Source organism: Collinsella sp. AM12-1 (assembly GCF_003472325.1).
Lineage (GTDB): Bacteria > Actinomycetota > Coriobacteriia > Coriobacteriales > Coriobacteriaceae > Collinsella.
Window position 1 is genome coordinate 48,231 of sequence record NZ_QRLS01000008.1, and the last position, 21,349, is coordinate 69,579.

Annotated in this window: 16 protein-coding genes; 4 read left to right on the forward strand and 12 right to left on the reverse strand. The window is 60.9% G+C overall.

From position 1 onward, the window contains the following. The first annotated feature begins 148 nt into the window (after positions 1 to 148). The gene (locus DW136_RS05510; protein ID WP_118289248.1) at positions 149 to 2,296 is read left to right on the forward strand and encodes a Tex family protein; all 2,148 of its coding nucleotides are present in this window, start codon (positions 149 to 151) and stop codon (positions 2,294 to 2,296) included. 381 nt (positions 2,297 to 2,677) lie between these two features. Here DW136_RS05510 and DW136_RS05515 read toward each other — a convergent pair whose 3' ends face one another. The 5 genes from DW136_RS05515 to DW136_RS05535 form a co-directional block, all read right to left on the reverse strand. Next, complete coding sequence (locus DW136_RS05515; RefSeq protein ID WP_233503772.1) at positions 2,678 to 3,382, reverse strand: transaldolase; 705 nt, start codon at positions 3,380 to 3,382, stop codon at positions 2,678 to 2,680. Between the two features lie 324 nt (positions 3,383 to 3,706). After that, on the reverse strand, positions 3,707 to 5,098 hold the full coding sequence (locus DW136_RS05520) for a PTS ascorbate transporter subunit IIC (RefSeq protein ID WP_089573144.1): 1,392 nt from the start codon (positions 5,096 to 5,098) through the stop codon (positions 3,707 to 3,709). A 71-nt stretch (positions 5,099 to 5,169) separates the two neighbouring features. Beyond that, positions 5,170 to 5,445: a PTS sugar transporter subunit IIB gene (locus tag DW136_RS05525; protein WP_022094539.1), complete on the reverse strand. Its 276-nt coding sequence runs from the start codon at positions 5,443 to 5,445 to the stop codon at positions 5,170 to 5,172. A 75-nt stretch (positions 5,446 to 5,520) separates the two neighbouring features. After that, positions 5,521 to 5,967 carry a PTS sugar transporter subunit IIA gene (locus DW136_RS05530; protein WP_117582968.1) on the reverse strand — a complete coding sequence of 149 codons (447 nt, stop codon included), beginning with the start codon at positions 5,965 to 5,967 and terminating at the stop codon, positions 5,521 to 5,523. A 9-nt stretch (positions 5,968 to 5,976) separates the two neighbouring features. Beyond that, positions 5,977 to 6,687, reverse strand: coding sequence for a transaldolase (locus tag DW136_RS05535; protein ID WP_117582967.1), 711 nt, complete (start codon positions 6,685 to 6,687; stop codon positions 5,977 to 5,979). 348 nt (positions 6,688 to 7,035) lie between these two features. On the opposite strand from DW136_RS05535, the gene DW136_RS05540 reads away from it, so the two are divergent. Further along, positions 7,036 to 7,827 carry a DeoR/GlpR family DNA-binding transcription regulator gene (locus DW136_RS05540; protein WP_158548938.1) on the forward strand — a complete coding sequence of 264 codons (792 nt, stop codon included), beginning with the start codon at positions 7,036 to 7,038 and terminating at the stop codon, positions 7,825 to 7,827. Between the two features lie 45 nt (positions 7,828 to 7,872). Here the strand turns inward: DW136_RS05540 and DW136_RS05545 are convergent, their stop codons facing one another. Beyond that, positions 7,873 to 8,700, reverse strand: coding sequence for an HAD-IIB family hydrolase (locus DW136_RS05545; protein ID WP_158551683.1), 828 nt, complete (start codon positions 8,698 to 8,700; stop codon positions 7,873 to 7,875). Between the two features lie 75 nt (positions 8,701 to 8,775). Here DW136_RS05545 and rlmKL point away from each other — a divergent pair, with 75 nt between their 5' ends. Beyond that, positions 8,776 to 11,346, forward strand: a complete 2,571-nt coding sequence (gene rlmKL, locus DW136_RS05550) for a bifunctional 23S rRNA (guanine(2069)-N(7))-methyltransferase RlmK/23S rRNA (guanine(2445)-N(2))-methyltransferase RlmL (RefSeq protein ID WP_117629820.1) — start codon at positions 8,776 to 8,778, stop codon at positions 11,344 to 11,346. A 95-nt stretch (positions 11,347 to 11,441) separates the two neighbouring features. Here the strand turns inward: rlmKL and DW136_RS05555 are convergent, their stop codons facing one another. The 4 genes from DW136_RS05555 to DW136_RS05570 form a co-directional block, all read right to left on the reverse strand. Continuing rightward, positions 11,442 to 12,155, reverse strand: coding sequence for a response regulator (locus DW136_RS05555; protein WP_233505700.1), 714 nt, complete (start codon positions 12,153 to 12,155; stop codon positions 11,442 to 11,444). Positions 12,156 to 12,159: 4 nt separating this feature from the next. After that, a complete protein-coding gene (locus DW136_RS05560) occupies positions 12,160 to 13,785 on the reverse strand; it encodes an ATP-binding protein (RefSeq protein ID WP_117629822.1) in 1,626 nt (541 codons plus the stop codon). Positions 13,786 to 13,921: 136 nt separating this feature from the next. Then, positions 13,922 to 15,949, reverse strand: coding sequence for a KUP/HAK/KT family potassium transporter (locus DW136_RS05565; protein WP_117629823.1), 2,028 nt, complete (start codon positions 15,947 to 15,949; stop codon positions 13,922 to 13,924). Between the two features lie 159 nt (positions 15,950 to 16,108). Continuing rightward, on the reverse strand, positions 16,109 to 16,981 hold the full coding sequence (locus tag DW136_RS05570) for a nitroreductase family protein (RefSeq protein ID WP_118289249.1): 873 nt from the start codon (positions 16,979 to 16,981) through the stop codon (positions 16,109 to 16,111). Between the two features lie 213 nt (positions 16,982 to 17,194). On the opposite strand from DW136_RS05570, the gene DW136_RS05575 reads away from it, so the two are divergent. Beyond that, positions 17,195 to 19,495 (forward strand): LTA synthase family protein, encoded by a 2,301-nt coding sequence (locus tag DW136_RS05575; protein WP_117629825.1) that lies wholly within the window; start codon positions 17,195 to 17,197, stop codon positions 19,493 to 19,495. A gap of 583 nt (positions 19,496 to 20,078) precedes the next feature. On the opposite strand, the gene DW136_RS05580 is transcribed toward DW136_RS05575, so the two are convergent. Beyond that, positions 20,079 to 20,777 carry a hypothetical protein gene (locus DW136_RS05580; RefSeq protein ID WP_117582959.1) on the reverse strand — a complete coding sequence of 233 codons (699 nt, stop codon included), beginning with the start codon at positions 20,775 to 20,777 and terminating at the stop codon, positions 20,079 to 20,081. Between the two features lie 2 nt (positions 20,778 to 20,779). Beyond that, positions 20,780 to 21,349, reverse strand: a complete 570-nt coding sequence (locus DW136_RS05585; protein ID WP_117582958.1) for a hypothetical protein — start codon at positions 21,347 to 21,349, stop codon at positions 20,780 to 20,782.

Below are 21,349 nucleotides of genomic sequence, written 5' to 3' on the forward strand. Positions count from 1 at the left end.
TCCCTCGGTCCGCCACAAATAAGCCCCTCTTCTTTGCCCCACGAGCAGCCTCCTGCCCGCGGGGCTTTTCTTTGCAGCCGCGGCGCGCGGGCGGGTGGTAGACTGGGTGGCTCATGCACCTGTAACGTACTCACAGACAGGAATTCCCATGGATCTTATCGCCCAGCTCGCCCGCGAGCTCAACCTTAAGGCCGCCAATGTCGAGGCGACCGTCAAGCTCATCGACGAGGGCAACACCATCCCCTTTATCTCGCGCTACCGCAAGGAAACCACCGGCGGCATGGACGACGTCGCCCTGCGCGCACTCGACGAGCGCCTGTCCTACCTGCGCAATCTTGAGCAGCGCAAAGAGGACGTCATCCTGCTCATCGACGCACAGGGCAAGCTCACGCCCGAGCTCGAGCAGCAGATCCGCGAGGCCACACAGCTCCAGCGTGTCGAGGACCTCTATAAGCCCTACCGCAAAAAGCGCATGACCCGCGCGCAGAAGGCCCGCGAGGCAGGTCTGGAGCCGCTTGCCAACATGATCATCATGCAGGCCTCGGCCAAGGGCAGCGCGCTCGACGCCGCCGCGGAATACGTCAACGAGGAGGCCGGCTTCGACACACCTGAGAAGGCGCTTGCCGGCGCCGCCGACATCGTGGCCGAGACGGTGGCCGAGGACCCTGAGAACGTCGCCGACCTGCGCGCCTTTACGCAAAACACCGCCGATATCGTCGTCGAGGCCACCGACCCCGCGGAGAAGACTCCCTACGAGCCTTACTACAACTTTGACGAGCCGCTGCGCCGCATCCCTAACCACCGCGTGCTGGCTATCGACCGCGGTGAGCGCGAGGGTAAGCTCCGCGTGCGCGTGAGCGTCGACGGCGCTGCCGCCACGGCGCGCCTCGGCAGCCGTTGGCCCCGACGCCAGGGCGTGTTTGCTCCCATCTTCGATGCCGCCATCGCCGATGGTTACAAGCGCCTCATGGCCCCCTCGCTGGAGCGCGAGGCCCGCGCCAAGCTCACCGTCCGCGCGCAGACCGAGGCCATCAACGTCTTTGCCAAGAATCTTGAGGGCCTGCTCTCGGCACGCCCCGTGCGCGGCGCCCGCGTGCTCGCGCTCGATCCGGGCTACCGCACTGGCTGCAAGGTCGCCGTCATGGACGAGACCGGCAAGCTGCTCGACCACGGCGTGGTCTACCCCACCAAGCCGCGCCACGACGTCGCCGGCACCAAGCGCGAGCTCGCCCGCCTCGTCAAGAAGGACGGCGTCAACACCATCGTCATCGGCAACGGCACCGCCAGCCGCGAGACCGAGGAAGTCGTCTCGGAGTTCATTGCCGAGCAGGCGCCCAGCCTTCGCTACACCATCGTCAACGAGGCCGGCGCATCGGTGTACTCCGCCTCCGAGCTCGCCAGCCAGGAATATCCCGACCTGGACGTCACCGTACGTGGCGCCATGAGCCTGGGCCGCCGCCTGCAAGACCCGCTGGCAGAGCTCGTCAAGATTCCGCCCCAGTCCATCGGCGTGGGTCAATACCAGCACGACCTTGACCAGGCCGAACTCTCGCGCACCCTGGGCCACGTGGTGGAGGACGTCGTTAACCGCGTGGGCGTCGACGTGAACACCGCGAGCGCGAGCCTGCTGGGATACGTATCGGGCATCACGCCGAGCGTGGCCAAAAACATCGTGGCTTTCCGCGAGGAAAACGGCGCCTTTACCGATCGCCGCCAGCTCAAGAAGGTCCCCAAGCTGGGACCCAAGGCGTACCTCAACGCCGCAGGTTTCCTGCGCATCAGCGGCGGCAAGAACCCGCTCGACGCGACAAGCGTCCACCCCGAAAGCTACGAGGTGGCCACGGCCGTCCTGGAGCGCGCCGGCGTTGCGGCAAGCGAGCTCAGCCGCGGCGGCGTGCCCGACATCGAGCGCCGCCTGGGCAGCATCTCGACGCTGGCAAGCGACCTGGACTGCGGTACCCTCACGCTCATCGACATTGTCAACGAGCTCAAGAAGCCCGGCCGCGACCCGCGAGACGACGCGCCCGAGGTGGTCTTTAGCCGCTCGGCACTTTCCATCGACGACCTGGAACCCGGCATGGAGCTCAAGGGCACGGTGCGCAACGTCGTCGACTTTGGCGCCTTCGTCGACGTGGGCGTGCACCAGGACGGCCTCGTGCACATCTCCAAACTGGCCAACCGCTTCGTCAAGCACCCAAGCGACGTGGTGCGCGTCGGCGACACGGTCAAGGTGTGGGTCGAAAAGGTCGATCGCGACCGCAAGAAGATCTCGCTCACCATGGTGCAGGGGAAATAAACCGCCAAAGCAAGGGTACCCCCTGTAGCAGCGTGCAAAATCGCGAGCATTCTGCAATTTCCGCCGCTCCGAACGCTCCTCAGAGGCAATAAAGTCACAAACAGCCCCCGTTTTAGCGTCGTCAGAGCCAAAACGGGGGCTGTTCCGTGCTTCAACCAGCTGGTAAAAGCCTTTACCTTGCTGAATACTCTCAATTTTGCACGTCGCAGGCGGGGGTACCTTTGCCTACGGCAGGATATGGAAGCCGAGTGCTAACTTGCCGGCAAGCTCGTGTCGGCAGCCCCGGCCTTTCCTTTACCTAGCGCGACCCTCGCGAAGCGCGTGAGCGATAGGGAAAGGAAAGGCCGGGGCGAACAACCCGCGGCGCAGCCAGTGTTCGCGTTACGGCAGGATATGGAAGCCCAAAGCGGCGATATCCTTGGCAAAGCCGCGCACGGTATCGAGCGAAACCTCATACGGGTCGCGCCCGATGTTCTTGCGCTTGGCCAGGATACTGTTGGGCACCGTGATGATCTGACAACCGCAGGCCTCGGCCTGGTAGATGTTGATGAGCTCGCGCGTGGATGCCCACAGGACCTCGCAGTTGGGCTTGGCGGCGGCCGTCTTGACCGACTCCGTCACAAACGGAATGGGATCGACGCCGGTGTCGGCGATGCGACCGGCAAAGAGCGAGATGATGGACGGCGTCTCGGCGTCAACGGCCTCGACCATCTCGTCGACCTGCGTAGGCGTAAAGATGGTGGTGACGTTGACCTTGATGCCGTCGGCCGAAAGCTTGTGCACCAGCTCGGCGGTGGACTCGCCCTTGGTGGTCACGCACGGAATCTTGACGTAGACGTTCTCGGCCCAGGCAGCAATCTCGCGGGCCTCGACCTCCATGGTCTCGACGTCGTCGGCAAAGACCTCAAACGACACGGACACATCGGTGATGTGGGCCAGGACCTCCTTGGCAAACGCGCGGTAATCCGTCACGCCGCCCTTCTTCATAAGGGACGGGTTGGTCGTGAAACCCTGAACGTTGCCGCTCTCGTACATGTCGAGCATGCCCTCGAGGTTTGCACCGTCAGCGAACACCTTGATTGCCATCTGCCTGATTCCTTTCGTTAGCATACGGCCGATAAACTGCTAAACACTTTATCTACGTTTATCAAGGCGTGAACTGCGGTTTTTTATCTTCTCGGCGAACGGTTTTGCAGATTTACCATTTTTATATCGACGCCCCAGCGGCAAAACGTTTTTGCCGATCATTGCGTTTGATTCCGTTCACGGAACAGAAGCAGCGCCTCGCCGGCTCATATTCACAATCGCTCCAAAGCAAAAAGCGGTGACGCCTCGATTGAGACGTCACCGCTTCCGTGTAGGAGCCGGTTATCGGAGCTCCGCCCGATTAGGGCTTAACGTATGCCTGGATTACTCTTCCTCAACGTGATTGATCACAGCACCCTTGGTGTGGATGAAGTTGGGGACGAAGGCAACGACCAGAAGGACAGCGAGAATCGCGTAGACACCGGTGGTACCGAAGGCCTCGGCAGCGCGGCCAAGCGTAATACCAATGACGGAGAAATCGAAGTCGCCGAACGTAGTGTTCTTGAAGCCAAAGACGTCAAGAACGGGCAGGAGCAGGGCCGGGGCAAAGGTGATGAGCAGGCCGTTGACGAAAGCGCCAAGAGCTGCGCCCTTGCGACCGCCGGTAGCATTGCCGTAGATGCCCGCGGTAGCACCGCAGAAGAAGTGGGGAACCATGCCCGGGATGATGAAGATGCCCAGGGTAGCGCCCACGATGAACATACCGACCACGCCACCGATAAAGGAAGCGACAAAGCCGAGGATGACGGCGGTGGGAGCATAGGGGAAGAAGACGGCGCAGTCGACGGCGGGGATGGCACCGGGGATCAGCTTGTTGGAGATGCCCTGGAAAGCCGGGACCAGGTCGGCAAGGATCATACGAACGCCGTTATAGACGATGGTGACACCAACGGCGAAAGACAGAGCGCAGGTCAGGGCATAGACAATCACGTTGTCGCCACCAGCGGTCTTGGTAACGACCGCAGGATCTGCAATGTAAGCGGCGAAAGCGGTAACCAGGTAGAAGAAGGCCATGGTAAGAGCCGTGGAGATGGTAGTGTCGCGCAGGAAGGCGAACTTCTCGGGAACCTCGATCTTCTCGGTGCTGTTCTCCTCGGCGTCCTTAGCAAAAAGCGTACCGACTGCAGCGGAGATGTAATAGGCGAGTGAACCGAAGTGGCCCATGGCGATTTCATCGCCATCGGTAACCTTCTCGGTGAAACGCTGACCAACGGCGGGAAGCATAGCGCTCACGAGGCCCAGGAACATGCCGCCCACGATGACAAGCTGGACATCCTGGAAGCCAGATGCCTGCAGAACGGCAGACAGCAGGCAGGCCATAAACATGCTGTGATGGCCCGTCAGGAAGATGTACTTAAACTTGGTAAAGCGGGCAATGATAATGTTCACGACATAGCCGAGAATCAGGATCATCATGGTCTGAACGCCGAGGACGCTCTGAGCCATCGAAACGACGACCTCGTTGTTGGGCACGACGCCGGTGATGTGGAAACCGGTCTCGATGAAGGTACCCAGCGGAGCAAGGTTCTCCTGAACAACAGCGGCGCCGGCAGACAGCATGATGTAACCAAGAATGGGCTTCAGGGTGCCCGTCATCACCTTGTGGGCAGGACGCTTAAGCGCGACAAGGCCCACAAAGGCAAATAGACCCATAATCCACGCTGGCTTGGTCAGAATCGATTGGATAAACTCAAGTATGGGAAGGATGGCTTGCATCTGCGCTTCCTTTCTCTCTAACGTGGGCGCGTTTCCCTCTTCCACAGGGAACCGCCCTTTTTTGTGCCGCTTTAGGCGTTAGCGGCGGCCGCCTTGATTGCCTCGAGGGCGTCTTCGCGGATCTTCTTCTTGTTCACATAGCTGCGAACGATCACAACGTTGCCGTGGAGCTCGGGGGCGAGTTCCTTAACGGTGATGAACAGATCCGGATTTGCGGAAGAAGCACCGTTCAGGTCCATAGACTCAACGTCGGCCTTGATGCCCTCCTCCTCGCAAAGCTCCTCGACTTTGCCAGCGAGCATCAGGCTGGACCCGATGCCGTTTCCGCATACGGTGATGATATGCATGGCAACCTTCCTCTCCTACACGTGACGGTTTTCCGTCTATCCAAAAGCGGCGACGCATCGCCGTGCCATTAAGGCCTAAAAGAATGAACGCATGGTCTCCAAAACCTGCTCGGGCGTATCGCATGCGCTGAGCTTGGCAACGCAGTCCTCGTCCTCGAACATCTGCGAAAGCTCCGCCAAGCAGCCAAGATGAGCCTTGGGGTCGGGTGCGCAAATACCCACGAGCACGTGAACCGGATCGAAATCCTCGTGTCCAAACGCAACGGCTGGGTCAAGCGTGACGATACAGATTCCCGCTTCGCTCACATTGCCATCTGCCTGAGCGTGGGGCATGGCGATGCCCTCTTCCAAGACCATATAGGGGCCGAATTTGTGAACCGATGAAATCATGGCGTCAACATAGCTCTGATCGCATTTGCCAGCGTCTACGAGCAACTTACCGCATGCCCTGATCGCTTCCTCCCAGTCGGAGGCCTCGACGTGGCAGGCAACAAGCTCGGGCTTAAGAAGATCGGTCAGCATGCTCGTCCCCTACTCCTCGGGCAGGATATGAAAACCAAGCGCCTGAATGTCGCGGGCAAAACCCTTGACCGTATCAAGCGAGTACTCAAGCAAATCTTTCCCGAAATTCTTGCGCTTGGCAAGAAGGGCATTGGGGACCGTAATGATCTGGCATCCAACGGACTCCGCCTGGAAGATATTAAGGACCTCGCGCGTAGACGCCCAGAGAACCTCGGCAGCAGGCTTAACGGCAGCCTTCTTTACGGACTCCGCCATGAGGGGCAGCGGATCGACGCCGGTATCGGCAATGCGACCGGCGAAGATGGACAGAATAGAGGGGGTCTCAGCAGAGACGGCATCGACAAACTCGTCGACCTGTTCGGGCGTGAAGATCGTGGTGACATTCACCTTGATGCCGTCGGCAGAAAGGCGCTTGACCAGCGCGGCAGTGGACTCACCCTTGGTGTTGAGCGCCGGGATCTTAACGTAGACGTTGTCTGCCCAGGTTGCGATCTCGCGAGCCTCGGCTTCCATACCTGCCTCGTCGTCGGCGAATACCTCAAAAGAGACCGACACATCAGTAATGTGCTCAAGAACCGTCTTGGCAAAAGCGCGGTAGTCGGTCACGCCGCCGGCCTTCATAAGGGAAGGATTGGTCGTGAAGCCCTGAACGTTGCCATTGTCATGCATGTCAAGCATGCCCTCGAGGTCAGCGCCGTCGGCAAACACCTTGATCGCCATGTTCGGTCCTTTCTCATCTAACACTATTGCTATCGAAAGCCTTCTTCTTTGTTTCAAAAGCTTTTCGGTTTTCTTTTATAAACTATTTCAAAAGCTATCGAAAGCTCAATTGTCAACTTTCCGTGAACGGTCGAATATCGGGCGTGAACGTACTTCTTTTGGGCGGCACCTTCAGAATGAGACTCTTTATAGCCCGTTTACGTGCGAACTATCTGCTACGCATGCATTTGTGACATGCCATTCCGTTCTTTTGATTCATTCGAATTTGCCTTGTTCTTTTCATATCGATACGTTATATTTCGATTACGAAAGGCGCATCTTTTACCTTTTGTTCAAAAGGAGCGGCATATGGCATCTACTTCAGACCTTTCACCGGCCGAGCGTCAGCGATTTATCATGAATTGGCTGGCCGAAAAGCCAAATATCTCGGTATCCGACATCGTTCGCCGTTTTTCGGTTTCGGAAGTCACCGCACGGCACGACCTCATCTCGCTGGAATCCGAAGGCAAGCTGCGTCGCGTACGCGGCGGAGCGGTATCGCTTTCTCGCTCCAACGCAATCTCGTATCCCGAGGAGCGCATCAATGTCCAAGTCGAGGCCAAGGAGGCCATCGCCGCAACCGCAGCAACTCTTGTTGATGATGGCGATGTTCTGGTAATTGATATCGGCACCACAGGCTTTTACTTCGCTAAGGCCCTCATGGACAAGCGTGAGATCACCATTATCACCGGCGATCTTGCAATCGCGAACTACGCCAGCTTCAATCTCCCCAATGCTTCGGTAGTGCTGCTGGGCGGCTCCGTGCGCAAGGGGCACCTCTATCTCGCGGGCGCACTGACGCTCGACTGCATGAGCAAACTACATGCCGACAAGGCGTTTGTCAGTGCCGACGGATTCCACCCCGACCACGGCTTTACCGTCGAGCACGACTTCTCGGCCATGATCAAGCATATGTACCTTACCAACTCAAACCAGGGCTACATGATGGTTGACCAGGGAAAGTTCAACAAAACCAGTTTTTATCAGTCCGCGCAGATCGATGACCTCGACGGCATCATCGTTGATGGAGACGACGAGGGCATCATGACGGCGGCGATCGAGAGCAGTCGCAGTCATCCCAAGCTCTATATTGCAAAATAGCTCAAATGGCCGGGTCGCCCCCACTGCGGGCGACCCGGCCATTTATTAAATCAACCCAAAATGCTGCATCGCTGTGACGGTACCGTCGTGTGCGACATCGTCGGTCACGTAGTCGGCGAGCGCCTTGACTTCGGGCATGGCGTTGCCCATGGCGACAGCTGTCTCGACCGCAGCGAGCATACCCAGGTCGTTGCCCGAATCGCCAAAGCCAAAGGTGCGCGCATTTCCCGCGCGACCCAGATACTCCAGCGCCCGCGCCACGCCCACGCCCTTGTCGATGCCCTTGGGGCTCAGCTCGCGATTCTGACCACCGGTGTTGCACAGCTCAAACTCGCGCTCGATAAAGCCGTCATCGTTGGCTACGCGAGCCAGGTCGCACGCGTTAATGCACACCTTGCCTACGCGCAAGCGGCCATCGACGCGCATCTGATCAACGCCATGCACCACGCCGGCGCCTAGCAGAAATGACTGTTCGACACCAACTGGCTCAAGTGAATAGGTGGCACTGTTCGTCTCGAACAACGCCTCGCCGCCCGCCACAGTAATGCGACGCGCGAGCTCCTCAACAATGTCCTCGTCAATGCAGTCCTCGTGTGCCACGCGGCCCTCGACCTCTAGCGTGGCCCCCGCCATGGCAACGATACCCGCCGGGTTCAGCGCGCGCAGGCCATCGGCAATCAGCCACAAGGGGCGACCCGTGCAGATAAATGCCTTGTGCCCCGCATCGCGCAAACGGTGAAATGCCTCGATAACCGCCCGCGAGGGACGCACCGCCGTAAAGTCCTTATCGGTCATATCGTCGGGATCGAACGACGTCAGCGTGCCGTCCACGTCAAAAAAGAGCACAGCGGGTTCGGGACACGCATCAATCATATGGGTTCCTTTCGAGGATAAGGGCAAACGAAGCATCCATCATATAATGGAGCGACGCAACCAGAGAGGTCACCCATGGAATTTTACGCAAGCTGCCCCGAGGGCTTTGAGTCCGCACTCGCCGATGAGCTTAAACGCCTCGGACTTTCGCATGTTCGCCGGCTGAAGGGCCGCGCTACATTTGAGGGCGAGCTCGAAGAAGGTTACCGCGCCTGTCTGTGGTCGCGCCTGGCGAGCCGCGTGTTCGTGGTGCTCAGGCGCTTTGAGGCGCAGAATGCCGATGAACTGTACGATGCCGTTTACGACATTGCCTGGGAAAACATCGTCCGCTGCGGCGCCACCATTGCCATCACTGCCCGTGGTGTGACCGAGCAGCTGCGCAACACGCGCTTCTCTGCCCTGCGCGCCAAGGACGCATTGTGCGATCGCCTGGCCGAGACCACAGGCCGTCGCGCCGATGTCGATGCTGCCGACCCCGATGTCCACCTGCTGCTTTCGCTACGCCAGCGCCGTGCGAGCATAAGCCTGGACCTTTCGGGCGACCCGCTGTTCAAGCGCCTGCCGCCCGCCGCGACTCGCGCCGGCGAGGGCGCGCACGTGCTACGCCCCGACTACGCCGCCCTGGTGTTGGCGCAGGTCGGCTGGACCGCGCTGTGCGAGCGCGAGCTGACGGCCGACGACTACGAAAACGAGGCCCTACCTACGCTGATCGACGCCTCGTGCGCCGGCGGCGGCCTGCTGCTGGAGGCCGTGAACATCCTGACCGACCGCGCCCCGGGCGCCGCACGCGAGCGCTGGGGCTTTGAGGGCTGGCAGCTGCACGATGCCGCCCTATGGGAGCAGTTGCTTGCCGAGGCACGAGAGCGCGAGGCGGCAGCGCGCGAGCGCCAGGCACGCATCGTCGCCGTGGACATTGACCCTGCCGCCCGCAAGACCGCCGAGCGTATGGCCAAGTGCGCCGGTTACAAGCGCTTTGTCGATTTTTGCGCCGCCAAGCCCGCCACCGTGCTGGACCATGCGGGCGCTGTCGCCGGCGCCGCCCTCGTCGCGGATACGACCGAGACACCGCTGTCGCTTATGCATGACGCCATGACGCTGGTCGGCGAGCTGCGCCGCGCGCCCGAGCTTGCTTCGGCACCGGTCGCCGCGCTCACCCGCGACGGCCTGCTGGCCCGCGCGCTCCATGCCGAGCCCGCGCGCTCCATTGCCGTCATGCCCAACAACGAAGAGGCGACTATCGAGGTTTGGCCCTCGCTCGACCACGCCGCCGCAGCGTTTGAGGCTGCGACCAGCGCGGATGCCGAGGCCGAGGTTGCGGATGCCAACGACGTCATCAGCGACGAAGCCGCCAGCACCCCCATGCCCGAACCTGCCGCCACGCTCGACCTGGGCGACGGCAAGCCGCTGCCCGTGCTCATCCCCGAATCCGAGCAGTTCGCCAACCGCCTGCGCAAGAACGCTCGCCTGCGCCGCAAGTGGGCCAAGCGCGAGGGCGTGAGCTGCTACCGCGTCTACGATGCCGACCTGCCCGACTACTCCGCCGCCATCGATCTGTACGAGGGTTGCCCGCAGACGCCGGGCCGCTGGCTCGTCATCGCCGAATACGCCGCGCCCAAGACCATCGACCCCGCACTGGCCCAGGCCCGCATGCTCGACATTCTGGCCATCGCGCCGCGCATCCTAGATGTTCCCGCCGAGCACGTGCACGCCAAGGCCCGCATGCGTTCGCGCGGCGGCTCGCAGTACGGTAAGCAGGGCGCCGGCAAGGGCGGCTCGGGCGAGCGCGCCAACATTGCGCGCCGTCGCCTACCGCTCATCGAGGAAGGCGGCCTCACCTTTGCCGTCAACTTTGACGACTACCTGGACGTGGGCATCTTCTTGGACCACCGCGTCACGCGCAATCTGGTGCGCGAGCACGCCAAGCAGGCGCGCCGCTTCCTCAACCTGTTTGCCTACACCGGCACTGCCACCTGCTATGCGGCAGACAGCGGCGTCGAGGAGACCGTGACGGTCGACCTCTCCAACACCTATCTGGACTGGGCCGAGCGCAACATGCGCCAGAACGGCTTTGTGGGGCCTCAGCATCATTTTGTGCGCGACGACGTGCTCGCCTGGATTCGCGACCAGCGCCAGACGCGCAACCGCTGGGACCTGATCTTTGTCGACCCGCCCACGTTCTCGAACTCGTCCAAGATGGGCCGTCGCACCTGGGATGTTCAGCGCGACCATGTTGAGCTTTTGGCCGGCGTATCGCGCCTGCTCGCGCAGGGCGGCCATGCCATCTTTAGCTGCAACCTGCGCGGTTTCCGCCCCGAGACGCGCAAGCTCGCGCGCGCAGGCGTGGTGCTGGAGGACATTACGGAGCAGACCATCCCCGAGGATTTCGCGCGCAACCAGAAGGTGCACCACTGCTACATCGTGCGCCGCCTGCCCATCGAGGACGCCATGGCCGAGGTCGGCTTTAGCGCCGAGGAAATTGCTGAGCGCGTCGAGGAACTGCGCAACCCCGGAGCCCGCAAGCCTCGCGCAGCATCGCCCGCGCACGCGCAGGCCGGCGTCCGAGGACCGCACGGCGACGACAAGCCCGCCTGCTCAGGCAAGCCCAAAAAGAAGAAGTTCTACGCCAGCAAGCCCAAGGGCAAATAAACAAAGTTGCGGTGGAATAGTCCCTAAAAATGCCTGGTAAAGGCCCAAACAGGAACTATTTCACCGCAACTCATATTGGGATGATGGTTGGCGATCTAGCCTTGGATGACCAGGCGGTAGCCGATGCCCACGTGCGTTTGGATATAGTGCGGGTGCGCGGGATCGGACTCGATCTTTTTGCGCAGCGTACCCATAAAGACGCGCAGGCTCGCCAGGTCGCTCTTGGTCGCCGTGCCCCAGATCTCGTGCAGGATAAATTGGTGCGTCAGCACCTTGTCGGCGTTGTGTGCCAGCAGGCACAAGAGCTTGTACTCGATCGGCGTCAGATGCAGTTCCTCGCCATCCATCGTGGCGATGCCGGCATCAAAATCGATATGCAACTCGCCGGTATCGAACGAGCCCTCGGAGACAACACCGCCCGCCTGCGCATACGAAAGGCGCCTGAGCGTGGTGCGAATGCGCGCGAGCAGCTCCTCGACCGAAAACGGCTTAGTCAGGTAGTCATCGGCGCCGGCATCGAGCGCTCGGATCTTGTCCGCGTCCTCGCTGCGTGCCGAGACCACGATGATCGGCATGCCCGACCACGCGCGCACCGACTCCACCACCTTGACGCCGTCCATATCGGGCAGGCCCAGATCGAGCAGCACAATGCTCGGCGCCTGCGACGAAGCGGCGGCGATGGCGGCGTGGGCGGTCTCCACAGCCATATGGCGCAAACCGTGCGCCTCGAGCGCGGCAACGATAAGGTTGCGGACGGCGGGATCGTCCTCAACGACCAAGATAAGCGGTTTCACAGCAGAGTTCGGCACAGTGTTACTCCTTATCAAACGAAACATCGGCGGCAGGAAGCTCAATCGTAAAGACAGAGCCGTGCGGGTCCGCCGCGGCAACCCCTATGCTACCGCCATGCGCCAGCGCAATGGAGCGGCAGAGCGAAAGCCCCAGACCCACACTGCGGCAGCTATCGGCTAGGCCATGGTTGGCGATATAGAACGACTCAAAGATTCGCTCGCGGTCCTCGGGCGCAATGCCCGGGCCGTCATCGGCAACCGAGCACGCCACGCATCCATCATGGACGCCAATCGAGATCACGATATGCGAGCCTGCGGGCGTATAGGTAATGGCGTTGTTCACCAGATTGACCACCAGCTGCACCATCAGGCGCGCGTCGACGTTGACGAGCGCCGGCTCATCGCACGCCACTACCTTAAGGTCGTGCTCACGTACGGCCGGGTTTACGTGGCGCAGCGCCTCCTCGACGATATCGTCCATGAGCTCGAGCGTGGTCGACAGATGCATGCCGCCGCCCTCGAGCTTGGTAATGGCGAGCAGGTTCTCGACGGTGGCGTTGAGCCATTGCGCGTCCGAGCGAATGGATAGGAGCAGGCCGCGGCGCGTCTGGTCGTCGAGCACGGCCGTGCCAGTCGAGCCCTGGTCGAGCAACACGTCGGCATTGCCCGAGATACTGGTAAGCGGCGTGCGCAGATCGTGCGAGATGGAGCGCAGCAAGTTGGCACGCAGCTGCTCGTTTTTAGCGAGCACCGCCGCCTCCTCGCGGGCCTCCATGGCGCGGGCGCGATCGAGAGCCAGCTCGCCTTCGCTCACGATGGCATCGGCAAGCGTCCGCTCCTCGGACGTCAGCGCATCGGGCTCGGCGACAATGGCGAGCACCCCCACCACCGAGGCGGGATCACCCGCGCGCACCATGGTGTCGCCCGAGTGCACGGTCAGGTATATGCCAAAGAACGCCGAGCCGCCATAGGTGGCATCGAGCGGCGTTCCCACATAGGCGGATGCCGAGAGCCGTGGCGGCATCTGCGGCGCCAGCTCGTGCACCGGCGCGGCATCGCCCACGGCCGTGTACATCGTGCGCGGCAGCAGGTCATCGTCGTCGACATCGGCGCTATACCACACGACCGGACAGTCCGAAAGACGCGCCAGTTGCGTTGCCATAGCATGCACAATCTGTTGCTGATCGCCGCACCGCTGCAGCATGCGGTTGGTCTCGAGCACCATCTGCGTGCGACGGTCGCTGGCGGCAGCCTGCGCCAAGGCGCGGCGCAGGGCCAGCGCAATCGAGCTCGACACGAGCGAGACCACAAACATGATAAAGAACATGCCGGGATAGACGCGGTCGATGAGCGACAGCGAGTAGCGCGGGTCGACAAACAAATAGTTGTAGAGCGCCACGGCGGCAGCCGAGCTCAGCAGGCAATACAGGCGGCTCCAGGTAAAGAATGCGCACAGCTGCACGGCAAACACATAGACGATCATGATGCTCGGCGCGAGACCCGGACGGTCGAGCAGCGCGCCCACAATCGTCGCCGCGACCAGCAGCCCCGCTGATACGCAGGCGTCATACAGAGGGCTGCGACGCGTCAGCGTCGTGCGCCGCCACCAAAAGTTCTCGGCAATATCGCCGTCCGTATGGACGTCCATCAGCGCACCGCCCCTCTCTCAAAAACAAAAACCACCACAAAGGGGACAGGCACCTTTGTGGTGGTGGCCTCCTTGTGGTGGTTTCAAGTGTATAGCCTTTGCAGCCCGCAGTCGCTAGACAAACAGCAGACGTCGACTACGGGCGCTCGTCGGGAGCCAGGCGCTGCATCTTGCTCACGGCCTTAAACTTGGTGAACAGCGGCACGTACTCAAAGCTCACGTTGGAGTTCTCCAGGCCGTACCAGCGCGCGGGAGTGCCGGCAGCGCGGCGGATGATGTACTTGAGCGTGATGGCCGTACGCTCGCTGGGCTCCACGTCGCTTTCGGGCGCCAGCAGCTTGCGGATCATGACGAACTTAAACGTGCCGATGTTGCCCGGATCCTTGTAGACCGAGTAGTCATGCGTCTGTGCCGGCAGCTCGCCGCTGGCAGCCAGATCCTGAACAACCTGACGCAGATAGGCATTGACGCGCTGGTTGATCTTGTAGCCCAGATACAGATGCACGCGGAACACGTAGTCGGTGCCGAACGTCTCGACCGAGTAGGCAAAGGTATGCGGCTCCTCCATGGTCTCGACATTCACGAACCACCAGGCGCGAGCGCGCTTGGGGTGCTTGTCCAAGATCGAGTAGACGATATCGCGGTCGATGTAGTCGGTATTGGTGTCCTTGGTCAGGTACACGATGTTGTCACTCATAAGCTCGTAGCGATCGTCGTCGCGCAGGCGCTTGAGCTGCGGCAGGTAGCTGCGCAGCGGCAGCAGCGTAAACTGGCGCTGCTCAACAGCCGTACCGTTGTACCAGCACACCATGATGCCCATGATGAGCGCGGCCATGAGGATGGTGAAATAGCCACCGTGGAAGAACTTGGTGAGTGAGCTCACGAAGAAGAAGCCTTCGAGCAAAAGGAAGAAGGCCGCGAAGATCCACGGAGCAACCTTGAGCTTGCGCTCCTCATGCAGGTAGAAGAAGAGCAGCAGCGTGGTGCACATCATAGTCAGCGTAATGGCAAGGCCGTAGGCGGCTTCCATATGCGCCGAGTTCTGGAACAGCAGCACCACGATGACGCAGCCGACAAGCATGACGTTGTTGACCATGGGGATGTAGAGCTGGCCCTTGGTCTCGGCAGGATAGAAGACCTGCATATGCGGCATGAGGTCCAGGCGGCTGGCCTCGGACACCAGCGAGAATGCGCCGGTGATGAGCGCCTGCGAAGCGATGATGGCCGCGACGGTGGAAAGGCCGACGGCAAAGGGACGCAGGCCCGGGGTGAGCATCTGGTAGAAGGGGTTGAGGTCGGCGATGCCCATGAGCTCCGGGTTGCCGGCGTTGTTGATAAGCCACGCGCCCTGGCCCATGTAGGACAGCAGCAGGCAGCACTTAACAAACGGCCAGGTGGCGTAGATGTTGCCGCGGCCCACATGGCCCATGTCGGAATAGAGCGCCTCGGCACCGGTGGTGGCCAGGAAGCAGCTGCCCAAGATCATGATGCCCGCATGGTTGTTGGGGCTCAGCAAAAAGCCGATGCCACGCAGCGGGTTGAGGCACAAAAGCACCGCGGGATACTGGAAGACAAAGAACAGACCCGTACCGCCCAGGAACAAAAACCACAGCGTCATGATGGGGCCAAAGGCGTGGCCAATCTTGGCCGTGCCGATGCGCTGCACCAAGAAGAGCGCGATGATGATGGCGAGCGTGATGGCGACAACGCGGCCCTGGTCGTCACCGAGCACGGCGTGGACCGCCGGAATGGTGCGCAGGCCCTCGATGGCCGTGGTCACGGTAACGGCCGGCGTCAGGATACCGTCGGCGAGCAGTGCCGCGCCGCCCAGCATGGCGGGGATGATAAGCCACTTGCCGCAGCGCTTGACCAGGCTGTACAGGGCAAAGATGCCGCCCTCGCCGTGGTTGTCGGCGCGCAGCGAGATCAGCACGTACTTGACGGTCGTCAGCAGCGTGACCGTCCACACGACAAGGGAGAGCGCGCCGAGCACGAACTCCTGCGTGACGCTTCCGATGCCGCCGTTGCCGGCAACGAGCGCCTTGGTTACATACATGGGGCTGGTGCCGATATCGCCGTACACCACGCCCAGCGTGACGAGCATCGCCGAGATGCTCACAGGAATCGCAGCGTGCGAGGCTACTTCCTTTGCCTTTTGTTCCATAAGCCAGTTTCCTCCCAATTTTAACGTTCGACGGGATTATAGGTAATCAGCCCATGTTTGAATGGTACTGTTTTCCCAGCTAAATAAACATTTATGCGGCCTTTAGGCCACCGCGGCGATATGGAATGTGACAAAGGGACAGTCCCTTTGTCACATTCGTCATTTTCCGAGCCAGTTCTTGAACCACCACTCCATGGAGCGGCTCATCTCGGCCATAAAGGGACTCGTGTGCTTACGGGTGTAGATATCGACGACGCGCTCGCCCACCTCGCGGGCGTGCGGGCGAAACATCGCGTCCATCTCGGCCACCTGCTCATCCAAGGTCGCGGCGTCGGCGCGACAATAACGCTCCTCATGCACCAGGTTCACCACGGGATGCGCGATCGCCGGGCGCTCCTTGCGGGGCGTGCCGATGATGAGCATCGACAGCGGCATGGTATAGGGAGGCAAGTCCAGCAGCGCGGCGACTTCCTCGGCGTTCTCGACGACATCGCCGATATAGCAGCTCCCCAGCCCCAGGGCCTCGGCGGCAACCACGGCGTTTTGAGCGGCGATCATGGCATCCTGTGCCGCGATGGCAAAGTCGCCCAGGCCCGGCGCACGACGGGGCGACTTGCCCGTGCGCTCGACAAACTCGGGCTCAAAGCAACCCACATGCTCAAACAGATCGATCCACTTGGCATAGTCGACTACAAATATGAGTGCCCAGGGCGCCTTGGCGATCATGGGCTGATGATCGCACAGGTCGGCCAGGCGGTCCAATGTGGCCTGCTCACGAATGCTCACGATGGAATACATCATCATGGCGCCTGCCGACGGCGCACGGCTCGCCGCATGCAGAATCGCCGCCCGCTGTTCGTCGGTCACCGCCACGGGACGGTCATCGTCATCACGCGCGAAGGCACGCGTAGACGAGCGATGCTCCAAGATGTCCAGCACCGCGTTGCCCGTAGTCTCGACCGGATAGCCGTATGTATCCACGACCGCAGCTCCGTCGCTGCCCATGTCCGCCTTGCAAACCTGCTCGCTCATCGCCCTACCCTCGCCATTTCTTTAAGAAGCCTTTACGTTTCCGTGTAATTCCCGTCCATTATCGCGCAGGTCGCCGCTACATTGCGCAACACCGCCACGCACGCGCGTTATTATGGCTGGTTGTTGTGCGCAGTCACCAAATGCAGCGCATATCTTGGTAACAATCGGGTAAACCCCCGCTTTCGTAGGTTTTAGTTTGTGAGGAGTCTCAGCATGTTCGCTGCCGCCATCTCGCTCGTCGGTCTTGCGGCGACCGTCTACCTTGTCTTGCGCGAGGCCAAGGCCATTCGCGCTCAGTCGGGCACCGTTGCCAAAAGCGCTCTTGGATGGAGCGTCGCCTTCGGCCTGTTCCAGCTCTTTTTGACCGTCTGGGGCGCCATTGGCCTCGTCGCCCAAAACGAGCCGCTCGCCTTTGTGATGCTCATCCTGACCAACGCCATCCTCACCGGCTGCGCTTGGGCCAGCATCGCCCGCGACCGTATCGCCCCGCGCGTCTTTGCGTTTGCCGCGCCCGATGCCCCCGCCCTCACCGGCAAGCTCGCCCGCCTGCGCGGCGCCTTTGTGGGCAAACCGCTCGTCGCCGCCGTCTTGTGCCTACTGCTCGCCGGCGTCTTTGCGCTGCTGGGCATGGAGGTCTCGTCCAACCACGACTTTACCTGGATCTACCCCCTGTGCATTCTGCTCGAATGGGCCATTATCACCGTGCTCATGGTCGGCTTGTTCTTCCTATTCCAGCGCCACGGCGCAGCTCCCGCGGTCCTGGCCTTCGCCCTCTTTGTCCTGGGCATTGCCGAGTTTTTCGTCATCACGTTTAAATCCATGCCCATCCAGCCGGGCGACCTTTCGGCCATCTCCACCGCCGCCGCGGTCGCCGGCAACGGCTACACCTTCTCGATCTCGCTGTTCTGCGTGCTGTCCATGGGCTTTACCGCCATCGCCATGCTGCTGTGCGAGTACGCCGGCCTGGTGGCACCGCACCGTCAGAAGGGTGCCGCCAACGCCAAGCGCATGCTGCTCACCAACCTGCTCGTGGCAGTGCTGTGCCTGGGCGGCGTAACCGCGCATGTCACGCTCATCGACTACTACAACACCCTCGGCATCACCGTCTACACCTGGCGCCCGCTCGAGAGCTACTGGCGCGAGGGCTACCTGCCCGCTTTCATTAGCGCAGCGCAGTCCATCAAGCCGCCCAAACCCGCCGACTACTCCGTCGACGATGCCAAGGCCACGCTCAAAAAGTACGCCAAGGCCTACGACAAGTCCGACGCGGCCAAGAGCGACGAGCGCGCCGCCGCAAAGGAGCAGTTCGACAGCGAGAAGCCCACGGTCATCGCCATCATGAACGAGACCTTCTCGGATCTGTCAATCTACCAGAACATGCGCGCCGGCTACGAGGGCCCGCAGTACTTTAAGAGCCTGTCCAACTGCCTCAGCCGTGGCAAGCTCTACGTGAGCGCCTACGGCGGCGGTACCGCCAATACCGAGTTTGAGTTTATGACCGGCAACTCCATGGCCAACCTGGGCTCGGGCGTGTACCCCTACACCATCTACAACATGGAAACGACCGGGAACCTGGCAGAGCAGTTCAAGTCGCTCGGATATTCCACCACGGCCATGCACCCCAACCACGCGACCAACTGGAACCGCGAGAACGTCTACAAGGACTTTGGCTTTGACCAGTTCCTGTCCATCAACGACTTCCAGGGTGCCGACACCCTGCGCGGCATGGTGACCGACCAGGCGACATACGACAAGATTCTTGAGCTGCTCGACCAGAACGCCGACCCGCAGTTCATCTTCGACGTGACCATGCAGAACCACTCGGGCTACGACACGGGCCTGCTGCCGGTCGACAAGCAGATGCACCTGAACATCGACACGACCGACCTGGATGCCAAGACCGTCGAGGATGGCACGCTGTCCGATGTCGACGAGTATGTCTCGTGCATCGAGCAGTCCGATCAGGCGCTGCGCTACTTCCTCAACGCCCTGAGCAAGCTCGACCGTAAGGTGGTCGTGGTGTTCTGGGGCGACCATCAGCCGTTCTTCCCGTCCAAGTTCAACGATAAGTGGTTTACCGGCGAGGACGACGCCACCCACCAGGAACGCTTGTGGCAGACCGACTACATCATCTGGGCTAACTACGACGTTGCCGGTTGCGACCAGACGAGTGAGGTCGACGACCTGTCCACCAACTATCTGTCCACCCAGCTGATGCAGCTGATCGGCGCACCGCTGACCGACTACCAGAAGGCGCATATGACATTGCGCGAGTCGCTGCCCGCCATCAACTCCGTCGGCTACGAGGACGCCAGCCTGCGCTGGGCGCTCTCCTCCAACGTCACCGGTGATGACGCCGTCGCCGCTGCTGCCACCAAGGCGCGCGAGGATTACGCCAAGATGCAGTATTACGAAATGTTCCGCGACGGCAAGAACGTCTACACCGAGCACTTCCAGACCGAGGCCAACGAAACCGACCCTAACTTGGCACCGGGTACGACCAAGATCAAATAGCGGCTAGCTGCGAGTTCATAACTGAAACGTCTGTCCGGGCGGAGGCATATAAGGTTCCCTGCTCGGACAGTCCTGCGCAAGACGAAGGCCACATTAAGTGGCCTTCTTTGTATTCGGAAAGTGTGTCCCGGAATCTGCCTTCGGAATGGGACGCAGTTTCCGCTTGAGGGCCTGTTGGGAAAGCGCATCCCACTTCAAGAGTAAATTCCGGGTCGCACTTTCCGCTAAGGCTCTCAACCGGAAAGTGCATCCCATTCCAAGCCTTAATTCCGGGACATAGTTTCCGGACAAGACATCAACCGGAAAGTGGGGACCACTCTGAGCGCCGATTCTGGGACACACTTTCCGAAACACCGCCCATCCGGAAAGCCCGTCCCACTCCGAATACATCCAGGCATAAAATCATCAGCTTATTAGGCCTTCTATCAATAAAGAGACACCCTCCCGAGCGGCGGGCTCGAAGTTCATCGCGAGTTCCGCACGCAAAGAAGGCCACTTAATGTGGCCTTCGTCTTGCGCAGGACTGTAGAGCAGGGAACTTCGTGCCAGCCGCCCGGGAGGGCGTTGCGTTTAGAAGATGGACCTAGTACTTATCCCTCCGGGACAAAAGTAGCGCGGCTATAAAAGCGATGCTGGCAAGAGTTAGCAAAACTAAAAGCAACGTGAGCGTGTTGTCGCCCGTTGCCGCCAGACCAAGCAAGCCGGGCTTCTTGCTGTCAGCAGACTGCACGGGAATCTTCTCGCCATCGTCCTCGGCGGTAATCTCCCAGCGAATGGTCTTGTTTGCGTCGGCAAGCTCGTTGCCCACCGACGTCGGAACGCTTAGCTGCAGATTAAGCACCGTGCTGTCATCGCTCGTAAACGTGGCGATTTGCGTGGGATAGGCGAACACGCTGCCCGGTGTTCCTGTCTGGAGCCAACCTGCAGAGGCATCGCCCACAGTCGCCGTTAAGGTGATGGGCGATAGCAGATGTGCCGTCTCGTGATCGACAACAGCCCGCACAAACACACGTACCTGGGACTTTACACCCGTGGTACGAACCCCAATCTGTTGCTCGCGTACATCGCCGGGCATTAGATCTTTAAAGGCTGGAAACAGATCGGGCTCCCCCGAGGAGTCCGTCGCTCCCGATACCGTTAGCTGGCGTGCATTTCCGTCATAGGCAATCGTGGGAACGTCAGCAAACGCACGTGCAGGAACGGCAAGCGCGATAAGGCAGACGATTGCCGCCATCACGCAGCGCAAGGAACACACAACGTCTTTACGAATCGGAGAAGCCATACCTACGCACCTCCATGCGGCGGCACCAGCACGCCATCCTTGACTGTACAGCCCCATGCCTCTGCAACTGCATCGTCGGGCGTGGATTGAATTGCTTGGGTCGAAATGTCAACGACCAGGTTCTTCCCATCTGCCTTCTGCTCAGTCACGCTCTTGATGAGCACATCGGTTTTGCCCATCGGAGCAACGGGAGACGTCCAGTAGTAGTACCCGTCGGACGCGACAACCCAAGACGAGGCGGTGTTGGAAGCAGATGCCTTGGACACACTGCCCCAGTCAATGACGTAGTCGGTGCCGGCAACTGGCTCATCCCACAGGCGTGCGCCATCCTGGTCCTGCCAGTAGATATCCACTGCAGCACGAATATAGGCGGGCGCAGTACCCGTGTTCTTCGCCTTGACATCGCTTTTCACTTTGCCGTTGAGCGTTTCCTGAACCGATGGCGTCACCGATCCGATGCCGAACTGGTTGACCAGCACGCCCGTAACCGAAAGCCAGGCCAACGTGCCTGCCGTACCGGCCAGGAGGATAACCCCCACCAGCAAGGCGATGATGCGCTTGCGCTTGGACAT

What these genes read in the sequence shown, in the direction of transcription:
- DW136_RS05580 (WP_117582959.1), bottom strand. Translation starts at nt 20,777, where the DNA reads ATGGCTTCTCCGATTCGTAAAGACGTTGTGTGTTCCTTGCGCTGCGTG.
- DW136_RS05530 (WP_117582968.1), bottom strand. Translation starts at nt 5,967, where the DNA reads ATGCTGACCGATCTTCTTAAGCCCGAGCTTGTTGCCTGCCACGTCGAG.
- DW136_RS05510 (WP_118289248.1), top strand. Translation starts at nt 149, where the DNA reads ATGGATCTTATCGCCCAGCTCGCCCGCGAGCTCAACCTTAAGGCCGCC.
- DW136_RS05515 (WP_233503772.1), bottom strand. Translation starts at nt 3,382, where the DNA reads ATGGCAATCAAGGTGTTCGCTGACGGTGCAAACCTCGAGGGCATGCTC.
- DW136_RS05570 (WP_118289249.1), bottom strand. Translation starts at nt 16,981, where the DNA reads ATGAGCGAGCAGGTTTGCAAGGCGGACATGGGCAGCGACGGAGCTGCG.
- rlmKL (WP_117629820.1), top strand. Translation starts at nt 8,776, where the DNA reads ATGGAATTTTACGCAAGCTGCCCCGAGGGCTTTGAGTCCGCACTCGCC.
- DW136_RS05545 (WP_158551683.1), bottom strand. Translation starts at nt 8,700, where the DNA reads ATGATTGATGCGTGTCCCGAACCCGCTGTGCTCTTTTTTGACGTGGAC.
- DW136_RS05565 (WP_117629823.1), bottom strand. Translation starts at nt 15,949, where the DNA reads ATGGAACAAAAGGCAAAGGAAGTAGCCTCGCACGCTGCGATTCCTGTG.
- DW136_RS05520 (WP_089573144.1), bottom strand. Translation starts at nt 5,098, where the DNA reads ATGCAAGCCATCCTTCCCATACTTGAGTTTATCCAATCGATTCTGACC.
- DW136_RS05535 (WP_117582967.1), bottom strand. Translation starts at nt 6,687, where the DNA reads ATGGCGATCAAGGTGTTTGCCGACGGCGCTGACCTCGAGGGCATGCTT.
- DW136_RS05540 (WP_158548938.1), top strand. Translation starts at nt 7,036, where the DNA reads ATGGCATCTACTTCAGACCTTTCACCGGCCGAGCGTCAGCGATTTATC.
- DW136_RS05585 (WP_117582958.1), bottom strand. Translation starts at nt 21,349, where the DNA reads ATGTCCAAGCGCAAGCGCATCATCGCCTTGCTGGTGGGGGTTATCCTC.
- DW136_RS05560 (WP_117629822.1), bottom strand. Translation starts at nt 13,785, where the DNA reads ATGGACGTCCATACGGACGGCGATATTGCCGAGAACTTTTGGTGGCGG.
- DW136_RS05525 (WP_022094539.1), bottom strand. Translation starts at nt 5,445, where the DNA reads ATGCATATCATCACCGTATGCGGAAACGGCATCGGGTCCAGCCTGATG.
- DW136_RS05575 (WP_117629825.1), top strand. Translation starts at nt 17,195, where the DNA reads ATGTTCGCTGCCGCCATCTCGCTCGTCGGTCTTGCGGCGACCGTCTAC.